Consider the following 9,677-nt stretch of genomic DNA (forward strand, 5'->3'; position numbering starts at 1 on the left):
CCAAAAGACCTTTTCATCAAACCCTAATTATGAAAATTGTTTCTATAAAAATTAAAAATTATCGAGCCTTTGAATCTCTAGAAATCAACGAAATTCCCAGATTTTGCGTGATCATCGGAGCTAATGGTACAGGTAAATCTACCCTATTCGATATTTTTGGTTTTCTCCGCGATGCCTTAAAAAATAATATTCGTCAAGCTCTTCAGATCCGGGGTGGATTTAATGAAGTCGTTACTAGAGGCAAAGAACAAGAAGATATTGAAATAGAATTAAAATTCCGCATGAAAATTCTGGAAACAGAGCGCCTAGTTACCTATCTTTTAAATGTTGGACAAGAAGAAAAACGACCCTTAGTTAAAAGAGAAATTCTTAGGTACAAACGTGGCGAATATGGTTCTCCCTATCACTTCCTCGACTTTCAAAACGGCAAAGGATACGCCATCACCAACGAAGAAAACTTTGAACAAACTGAGGAAGAACTAGAACGGGAAGAACAACAACTTGAATCCAATGATATTTTAGCAATTAAAGGACTGGGGCAATTTCAACGTTTCAAAGCTGCCAGCGCCTTCCGTTCACTAATTGAAAATTGGCACGTTTCCGACTTCCATATCAGTGATGCCAGAGGTAGCAAAGACGCACTTTATGCGGAACATCTCTCCCCCACAGGTGATAATATGGCAGTCGTTGCCCAATATATTTATCAAAACCATCCCGATATATTCCAAACCATACTCACAAAAATGCAGGAACGAGTACCCGGCATTTCCAAAGTAGAAGCAAAAGAAACAGAAGACGGTAGATTAATCCTCAAATTTCAAGACCAAGCTTTTAAAGATCCCTTCATTGATCGCTATGTTTCTGATGGCACAATGAAAATGTTTGCTTATTTAATTCTGCTTTTCGATCCTAAACCCCATCCTTTACTATGCGTCGAAGAACCGGAAAACCAACTTTATCCTAGTTTGCTTTACGAACTTGCTGAAGAATTTGCCAGTTATGCCCACAGAGGTGGACAAGTCTTTGTCTCTACCCACTCCCCCGACTTTCTTAATGCTGTTCCCCTAGAAAGTATTTTCTGGTTGACAAAAGAACAAGGAATTACCAAAATTTTTCGAGCCAGCGATAATGAAACCCTGAACAACTTAGTGAAAGCAGGAGATTTACCCGGATATCTCTGGAATCAAGGCTGGTTTGAAGGAGTCGCCCCCTAATGAGCTATGATCTAATTTTTTTGCTAGAAGAACCTTCTATGAAAATTGTACTAGAGACTATTCTGGCAAAATTAATTCCTGAGCATATTAGCTATATTTGTATCCCCCATCAAGGTAAACAAGACCTTTGTAAATCAATTCCTAAAAAGATCAAAGCCTTTAACTTTAAACCCGACACAAAATTTATAATCGTTCATGATCAAGATTCCCATGATTGTAAAAAACTCAAATCAGAACTTTTAGGAATTTGTCAAAATGCAGGAAACAAAAATATACTGATACGTGTAATATGTCATGAACTAGAATCTTGGTTTTTAGGTGATTTAGTTGCAGTGGAAAAAGCATACAGACTAAAACCCGAAAGTTTAAGTCAACAACAAAATAGAAGCAAGTTTCGCAACCCCGATCAACTCAACTCCGCGAAAGAAGAACTGAGAAAGTTAGTTCCAGAATATTACCCTGGTACTCACTCGAAAGCTATCGCGCCCTATTTATCCTTGACTGAAAACAAATCTCCTAGTTTTCAAGTTTTTCTCGATGGCATCAATAAAATTCTCAACTAGAGTAATATGATCCAATCCAGTCACCAACCAGATCACCCAGCAAGGCAATTACAAAAACCGCTACGATGTCAATACTTCTCGGTTAAGGAGGGTAGAGACGTTCCATGGAACATCTCTACAGGGGTTTTCAGTTCACAAATTTGCTTAACCGAGTAGTATTGGCTACGATGTAACCTTGCTGATTAACGGCGCACTAAAATAATGAAACAGATCCAAATCTAGAAACCTGAATAGTAAGTACCTCTACAGAATTAATTACATACCATTAGGTCATTGCAAGGCTTCCGAAGCGATCGCTTCATTGCGAATTGGGATGAACCCACCCCTACCAGTATTCTTACTTTTTCTGCTTTTCTCGAAGACTGTCTGCTTGTTTCAGAACTGGGATAAGCTGGTTAATCATCCACATTAAAACCTCAATTGGTGAGTCTCCTTGCTGAAGGAGGTTTTCGGCACTTACGCCAATTAATGTTATTTGCAGAGTTAGCAAGATAGCGATCGCTTTTTGACTTGCACTTTGACCACGTTTTTTAGCTGACATCTAAATTCACCTTGTTTTTGGGTTTACAAGGCCAATTATTTTTTTGGGTATTTCCCCAGACACATCCCCCACGCAACGTCTATAATGTTTGTATCGTCAGGTTTTGCGGCTTGGGGAAGCTTGTTTGTTTGGGTAATTAAAAATTATTTGGCTGATGTCAAGAAATATTCGTGGAGATGAATCAGTTTTAGAGAATGTACTCAGTCTGGTAGAAGCATTGCTGCAACTCTCAGAAGAGCAAGAGTGTGAGTCAAAACTTCCACTTTGCGTTGTCTGGAATGCTGATAAGTTGCGAATTACCGGATATAAAAGCGCACAGACAAGAGGAAACAGAAGCAAAACACCTGAAGTTGGTACAAAGAAGGAATATTTACTCAAACAGATTAAAGATGCTGGCAAAACTTTAAAACTTCCCCCGCAAAAAGCACAACCTAGCTTTTCTCAGGACAAAAGAGAATTAGACGAGCTTCAAACTGCACTCGACTGGTTGAAAGAGTTGGGAGTGCGAGAAGACCAAAAATCTACAAAGAGTCAAGGTTATTGGAAATTTACCCTAACGCTAAAACATCAGACAGCGACGATAAAAGAGAATCTGGAGGTGGTTAAGCAGAAGTGGAAGGAACACCAAAAGACAAATTTAAAAGAAACATCCCAGGTAGAAACAACAGATAATAGCTTGGATTGGCAAGAAATCTGCGGCGCGATGCTGGAAAAGCACAAGCGTCTCACCACAAATGAGTTGCTGTTTGCTGATGAAGAGATGAAATTTGACTTAGAGGCAATTCATGTACCTTTAGCATTGGTGGAGCGTACTAAACCGAAGAAGTGCCGCGAGGATATTTCCGCAGAACAAGGTTCACAACTTTACGAACCGAGTTATGAAGAAAAGCAGCGATTTGAACATCAGGCTTTTTTAGAGAAAATTATCCGTGATGGTGTTGGTAAAACTCAAGGACAGCGCATCGCTTTAATTGGAGAACCGGGTGCGGGAAAAACTACTCAGTTGCAAACTATAGCTTTTTGGATATTAAACAATAATCTGGGTTTACCAATTTGGATTTCTTTGGCAGACTTGCAAGGAAAGAGTGTAGAAGAGTATCTGCTGCAAGATTGGCTGAAGAATGCTTTAGAAGTGGTGCGTGTAAAAGAAGAACAGGAAAACGCTTTTGCAGATTTATTCAAGAATAATCCTGTGTGGTTGTTGTTGGATGCAGCAGATGAAATGTCTTCACTTCAACCATTAACTGATATTTCCCAGCAATTGACGGGATGGGTGAAAAATGCGCGGGTTGTGCTGACTTGTCGGGTGAATGTTTGGGAAGCAAACGCAGGTGCTTTAGAAAATTTTGAGACGTATCGGTTACTCAATTTTGAATATCCGAAAGATGTGCAAGAGTTTATTGGGCGTTGCTTTGACAAAAAGAATCCAGACAAAGGAAAAAGATTATGGAACGAATTAAATAAACCTGAAAGTCAGCGCATCCAAGATTTAGTTAAAAATCCTTTGCGGTTGGCGCTGTTGTGTAGCACTTGGCAAAGTTCCGATAAAGGTTTACCGAAAACTAAAGCTGAACTTTATCAGCATTTTGTGGAAGAGTTTTACAAGTGGAAAGAAAACCGCTTCCACACCACCGAACAGCAGCAAGAGGAATTAAATGCAGCGTTGGGACGTTTGGCAAAACGAGCAATTGATCAGGAAACGTCACGGTTTCGGCTACGACATAAGTTTGTGCGCGAGGTATTAGGCGATCCCAAACAGCAAAATTCTTTATTTTGGTTAGCGTTAAAGTTGGGATGGCTAAATGAAGTTGGACTGGCTGCGGAATCAGCAACAAAAGAAAAAGTTTATGCTTTCTACCATCCCACGTTTGAGGAATATTTTGCAGCGTTGGCGATCGCTGATTGGCACGAGTTTCTGAATCATGTTCCTGACAACCCCGCGCAAGGCGTTTATCGCATTTTCGCCCCTCAGTGGAAAGAGGTGATTTTGCTGTGGTTGGGACGTGACAATGTAGGGAAGGAGAAGAAGGAAGAGTTTATTCAGGCGTTGATAGAATTTGATGATGGATGCGGAGAATACAAAGATATTGATAAAGTCACAAAGGGATTTTACGAGTTTTGCGCTAATTTTTTAGCAGCCGCAGGAATTTCTGAGTTTAGAGATTATTCTAGAGTCGATCAAATAGTATTGCAAATTATTAAGTGGTGCTTTGGTTATTTCAATAAAAGTCAAGAATGGATAGGCTTACTCGAACCAATTCAAGCGGAAGCTCAATTGGTACTTTTACAGACAGAACGAACAAAAACTATTGATGGGTTAGTAGATTTAATTGCCGATGCCTATATAGATGATGATACTAAACGTTCGGTGGTAGTCAGCTTGGGGCAAATTGGCTCTGGTAGCCAAGCAGCCATTAATAGCTTAGTTAATTTAATAAACAACCCACAAGTTGATCCTTTTACAAAAGGACAAACAGCATTTAGTTTAGGGCAAATTAACCCCAACAACCAAATAGCGATTAATGCTTTTGTGGAGTTAATTAGTAACCCACAGGTAGATTATGCTATTCGATGGCAAGCAGCAAAGTGTTTAGGGAAAATTGACCCTGGTAATAAAACGGCAATCACTACTTTAGTAAAGTTAATTAGTGACTCGCAGGTTAGTGATGAGTTTAAATGGGAGATATCAGAGAGTTTAGGGAAAATTGACCCTGGTAATGAAACAGCAATTACTACCTTGGTTAAGATAATTGGTAATCCACATGAAGTTGGTTATGCTCTTCAATGGGAAGCGGCACAGAGTGTGAAGGAAATTAGCTTTACCACTGGCACTCAAACGGCAATGATTGGCTTGAGTAAGTTAATCTGTGACTCACAGATAGATGATGAGACTAAATGGCTAGTAGCAGACAGCTTAAATCAAATTGATACTGGAAACAAAATAGCAATAAATGCTTTAATACAGTTAATCAACAACCCAAAAGTTGATGTTGAAATCCAACTACGAGCAGCATTCAGCTTAGGTCAAATTGACTTGGGCAAACAAATAGCAATTACTGCTTTGGTAAATCTAATTGGTAATCCAAAGGTTGATGCTTATACCCAGGTCGGAGCAGCATTTGGATTAGGTCAAATTGACATTGGTAACCAAATGGCAATTACTAGCTTGGTCAATTTAATTCGTAACCCAAAGGTAAATTCCTTTACAAGAGGACAAGCTGCGTTTAGTTTAGGTCAAATTGGCTTTGGCAGCCAAATAGCAATCACTGCTTTAGTGGAGTTAACTCAAAACCCACATGAAAATGTTTTGACCCAAGTGCAAGCAGCATTTGCATTAGGTTTAATTGATCCTGGTAACAAAATTGCGATCCCTGCCTTGGTGCAACTACTACAATTAACTGATGTGCATGACTATACGCATGAACTAGCGGTAGAAAGCTTAGAGAAAATTATGTTAGAGGAACAGATGCCAAGTGTTGTCACTGTGTTGAAGGATTACTTATCACATGAAACTTACAAAAATGACTTTAAGCGATTTGATTATTGCTACAAAGTTATCTGGAAGTGCGCCCAAAGTATGCCCTACCCCGCTTTTTATCAAGCTTTGCATCAACAAGAGAAAGTGAAAGATGGAGAGTAGGAAAGAGGCATTACTACTTACTAAACTTCTATAACTTTAATTCCAAACTAAAATTCCCAAACAAAATCTTCCCCAATTCCTTAAAATCTAACCCAAAAAACTGGGACACACTAATTTTCGCTTTCTCACACACAGGAATAATCAACTTCACCAAATGATAAGGTTGACTTTGATTTCTGGTTGAAGCTATCCTCAAAGACTCCATAACTCCCCCTAAATCTCCCAATAACTTCACATCCTTACCAATTGCTTGTTCAAACACAAACAAAATTAATTGTAATTTTCGCGTTAACTCAATGGGGATGGGTTCATATCCTAATTGGGGAGTAAGTGCAATTAATTCGCTAATTCCTTGAATATTAACTCAATATTTCTCTATATCTTCTTCCCCCTTAATTTACTGTCCTAACCACCCATAACAACGAGAACAAAAACTACTTGAAGATATGCTTAAAAAGAATGAACAACCACTACCTATGACAGAAGCGGCAAAACGTCTAGGGCATCCTAAGCAAATTCTTTACAGGCATTTCCCAGAGCTATGCCGAGCAATTTCAGCCCAGTACGTTAAGTATATGAAAGAATCTCGTATCCAACGAATCGAACAGTGTTGCAAGGAGGTAAAACAAGCTGTTAGACAATTTCACGCTGAAGGTATTTATCCTAGTGAAGCAGCTATTTCAAGGCTATTGGCTAAACCAGGATGTTTTCGTGACAAAGAAGTACGCGCTACTCTTAAAGCAGCGCGAAGAGAAATTGGTTTGGAACGATAACTTTGCCACCTTTCAGTGGAAGCATAAACTTACCGTTGCGGCAAACTTATGGGTAAAGTCACAAACCCTGGTTTTAGTTGTTTAATTTTTTGAATGGGGGTGGAGGGACTTGAACCCACACGACCGTTTAAGGTCAACGGATTTTAAGTCCGTAGCGTCTACCATTCCGCCACACCCCCAAAGGTTCTTTTAGATTTTTTGAGGTTGTATTCACCACCTCATCTATTTCACCATTAATCGCGTTTTTGTACAACTAGATTACTAAATTAACCTTATATCTTGTCAAAAGTAAAGATATTATTTATTTTTATCCGGCTGAACCAACGTGTTTATTGGCGAAATTGTATTATAACTCTTATTTTCAATAATGACAAGTGTTGAGGAAAATTTTCTATATTTCTGGCAAAAGCCCGGATAATGCTTCCCTGAGTCTAGGCATTAGGCATATCATGGAAAACAGATGCACCAAATAGTCTTATAGAATCCGACAAAGAATTATGGTTGTAGCCCTACTGTATCTGATTTTAGCCGGAGCTTATCTCCTGGTAGTGCCGATGATTGTGTTGCTTTACCTGAAGCTGCGCTGGTATTCTGCAAGCTCTGTAGAGCGTGCATTTATGTACTTTTTGGTCTTCTTCTTCTTTCCGGGATTGTTACTTCTATCACCATTGACGAATATTCGACCCCGACGACGACAAATTGTTTAACTAGATGGTAGGTTATTACTTTCATGCGACGCATTGACGCAATTGGTATTATTTTGGGTGTATTTGTGGCTGGCGGTTTAGTCTACTTAGGATTACAGCTAGTCGGGTTAGATGGTCAAAATGCTGGTATTTGGAGTCAAGCCTTACTGGTTGTGGGTTTGATGGGCTGGGTAGCCACATATCTTTTCCGCGCCGGAAGTAAGAATATGACCTACCATCAACAACGGGAAGATTACGAAAAGGCTTTCTTGCAAAAGCGCCTAGACGAATTGACCCCTGAAGAATTAGCCAAACTTCAAGCTGAGATTGAACAATAAGTAGGACTTACGAAAAAACCTCTCAAACTCTTATTTCTCAGCGCCCTCTGCGTCCTCTGCGGTTGGATATTCCGTAAGTCCTAAATAAGCACAAACTCAGGTGTATGGTTGTCGGTTGTTTGTTAATATTGACTACTGACCTCTGATTTGTAACCAATGACTGCTATTTCTCGTTGCTTTGAAAATCTGAAGCGGAATCAAGAGTGCGCTCTGATTCCGTTTATTACTGCTGGTGATCCAGATTTAGAAACCACAGCCAAAGCTTTACAGGTTCTAGATCGCTCCGGTGCGGATATTATTGAGTTAGGTGTACCCTATTCTGACCCCTTGGCAGATGGTCCGGTGATTCAAGCAGCAGCTACCCGCGCTTTAGAAAGGGGTACTACTTTAGATCAGGTATTGGAAATGTTGCAGGGGATTACTCCTAGTTTACAAGCACCAATTATTTTATTTACTTACTACAATCCAATTTTACATCGGGGAATTGACAAGTTTCTCCAGCAAATTCAATCTGTAGGGGTGGCGGGTTTAGTAGTGCCTGATTTGCCTCTAGAAGAGTCAGCAGGGTTATTACAACCAGCCAATGAACGGGGTATTGATTTAACCTTGTTGGTAGCTCCTACCAGTTCTGCTGAGAGGATAAAAGCGATCGCTCAGGCTTCCCAAGGATTTATTTATCTGGTCAGTGTTACCGGGGTGACAGGAATGCGATCGCAAATGGGAGGTAGAGTATTAGAACTACTCACCCAAATTCGTAGTGTGACGGAGAAACCCATTGGTGTAGGCTTTGGTATTTCTGACCCAGAACAAGCCCGTCAAGTCAAGGAATGGGGCGCAGATGCGGCTATTGTCGGTAGTGCAATGGTTAAACGGTTAGCCGAAGGGACACCAGAAGAAGGATTGAGTGCGATCGCTCAATTTTGCCACAATCTCAAGACAGCCATTCAAACTTCTCCTACATAATCTCCAAAAAGATAAAAAACTTAACAACATAGTTTTTTTACCAATTCTTAGTGGACAATTTGACTTATATCGTTTTCAATATAAACAGCACATACCAAATCAAAAAAAACTGACTATAGTTTAAGTGTTGTGTGAAACGAAGTAGGCAATAATTTATGAGTATGAGAGTAAGTCAGTCTCGATTTAGTTATAGTACCGTCGGAGTGAAGGGGTAAAAAAATGAGTGAAAGTATGGCATTTATCGGCGGGGTGGCTGTAGCTGGACTGGCAGCACTCTTGTTACTCAAAGGAACAAATACTCCTTTACAATCTAATTTTGCTGTTGCCCCACAAATTCCAGCTACAATGGTAGCTCCCCAGGTAATGCAGCCAATGCAATACCCCCCCAATTACGGGCAACCAATATATCCCAATCAACTACCTGTCGCACCTAGTTCTGATCAGCGTCTAGAAATGGAAAAGCTGAATCTGATGATGGAGAAGTTGAAAAGTGACAATGAACAGTTACGGGTACAAAACCAACAACTCCAAGGTCACGTTCAAAATTTTACCCAACAGCAGTGGCAATTAGCCCAACAGCAGCAGGTTAATCAACCAAAAATAACTGCATTTCAACCCCAAGAAAATCAATGGTTGTCTTCACCGATTGTTTGGGCTGCTGGTGGTGCAACACTAACTATTGGTGGTGGTGTGGTGATAGCCGGAGTATTGGCTTTATTTACTCCACGTCACCGTCCTACTCGCACTGTGCAAGTTATTCATCCTTACAATAGTCACACACCGCCCTTGAATCCTGTCCGTCGAGCCGAGTTTTTACCTTCATCAAAAGGAGAAGCACGGCGAGTTGAAATGGCAGAATACGACGAAATGCACTAGGGAAGGGGGGATAAGAAGTTATCCCACCTTTCAACCTGTAAATTTTTGCCTGGCTGGTATACTGTAAAATTTATTGATCTTCA

General features: G+C 40.1%; 10 protein-coding genes and 1 tRNA gene. 8 read left to right on the forward strand and 3 right to left on the reverse strand.

The annotated features are described in order from the left end of the window. Both VB711_RS18790 and VB711_RS18795 read left to right on the forward strand, forming a co-directional pair. Positions 1-1,214 (forward strand): AAA family ATPase (locus tag VB711_RS18790; protein WP_323287747.1); only part of this gene is annotated, 1,214 nt, incomplete at its 5' end. A 38-nt stretch (positions 1,215-1,252) separates the two neighbouring features. Continuing rightward, positions 1,253-1,777 (forward strand): DUF4276 family protein, encoded by a 525-nt coding sequence (locus VB711_RS18795; RefSeq protein WP_323287749.1) that lies wholly within the window; start codon positions 1,253-1,255, stop codon positions 1,775-1,777. A gap of 337 nt (positions 1,778-2,114) precedes the next feature. Here VB711_RS18795 and VB711_RS18800 read toward each other — a convergent pair whose 3' ends face one another. After that, the gene (locus VB711_RS18800; protein ID WP_323287750.1) at positions 2,115-2,318 is read right to left on the reverse strand and encodes a hypothetical protein; all 204 of its coding nucleotides are present in this window, start codon (positions 2,316-2,318) and stop codon (positions 2,115-2,117) included. Between the two features lie 154 nt (positions 2,319-2,472). Between VB711_RS18800 and VB711_RS18805 the strand changes: the two genes are divergently transcribed. After that, the gene (locus VB711_RS18805) at positions 2,473-5,958 is read left to right on the forward strand and encodes a HEAT repeat domain-containing protein (protein WP_323287751.1); all 3,486 of its coding nucleotides are present in this window, start codon (positions 2,473-2,475) and stop codon (positions 5,956-5,958) included. A gap of 28 nt (positions 5,959-5,986) precedes the next feature. On the opposite strand, the gene VB711_RS18810 is transcribed toward VB711_RS18805, so the two are convergent. Beyond that, a complete protein-coding gene (locus VB711_RS18810; RefSeq protein WP_323287753.1) occupies positions 5,987-6,220 on the reverse strand; it encodes a hypothetical protein in 234 nt (77 codons plus the stop codon). A 184-nt stretch (positions 6,221-6,404) separates the two neighbouring features. On the opposite strand from VB711_RS18810, the gene VB711_RS18815 reads away from it, so the two are divergent. Beyond that, positions 6,405-6,731, forward strand: coding sequence for a hypothetical protein (locus tag VB711_RS18815; RefSeq protein WP_323287754.1), 327 nt, complete (start codon positions 6,405-6,407; stop codon positions 6,729-6,731). 94 nt (positions 6,732-6,825) lie between these two features. Here the strand turns inward: VB711_RS18815 and VB711_RS18820 are convergent. Next, positions 6,826-6,910: transfer RNA gene (locus VB711_RS18820), tRNA-Leu, on the reverse strand. Between the two features lie 303 nt (positions 6,911-7,213). On the opposite strand from VB711_RS18820, the gene ndhL reads away from it, so the two are divergent. The 4 genes from ndhL (at position 7,214) to VB711_RS18840 (ending at position 9,594) form a co-directional block, all read left to right on the forward strand. Then, the gene (gene ndhL, locus VB711_RS18825; RefSeq protein ID WP_323287760.1) at positions 7,214-7,438 is read left to right on the forward strand and encodes an NAD(P)H-quinone oxidoreductase subunit L; all 225 of its coding nucleotides are present in this window, start codon (positions 7,214-7,216) and stop codon (positions 7,436-7,438) included. 23 nt (positions 7,439-7,461) lie between these two features. Continuing rightward, positions 7,462-7,755 carry a DUF3007 family protein gene (locus VB711_RS18830; protein WP_323287756.1) on the forward strand — a complete coding sequence of 98 codons (294 nt, stop codon included), beginning with the start codon at positions 7,462-7,464 and terminating at the stop codon, positions 7,753-7,755. Between the two features lie 156 nt (positions 7,756-7,911). Beyond that, positions 7,912-8,718, forward strand: a complete 807-nt coding sequence (gene trpA, locus VB711_RS18835) for a tryptophan synthase subunit alpha (protein ID WP_323287757.1) — start codon at positions 7,912-7,914, stop codon at positions 8,716-8,718. Between the two features lie 219 nt (positions 8,719-8,937). Further along, entirely contained in the window at positions 8,938-9,594 is a 657-nt protein-coding gene (locus VB711_RS18840; RefSeq protein WP_323287758.1) for a heterocyst differentiation related protein, read from the forward strand. Positions 9,595-9,677: the final 83 nt, after the last annotated feature.

The sequence above is a fragment of the Cronbergia sp. UHCC 0137 genome, from assembly GCF_034932285.1.
In the GTDB taxonomy this organism is placed as follows: Bacteria; Cyanobacteriota; Cyanobacteriia; order Cyanobacteriales; family Nostocaceae; genus Cronbergia.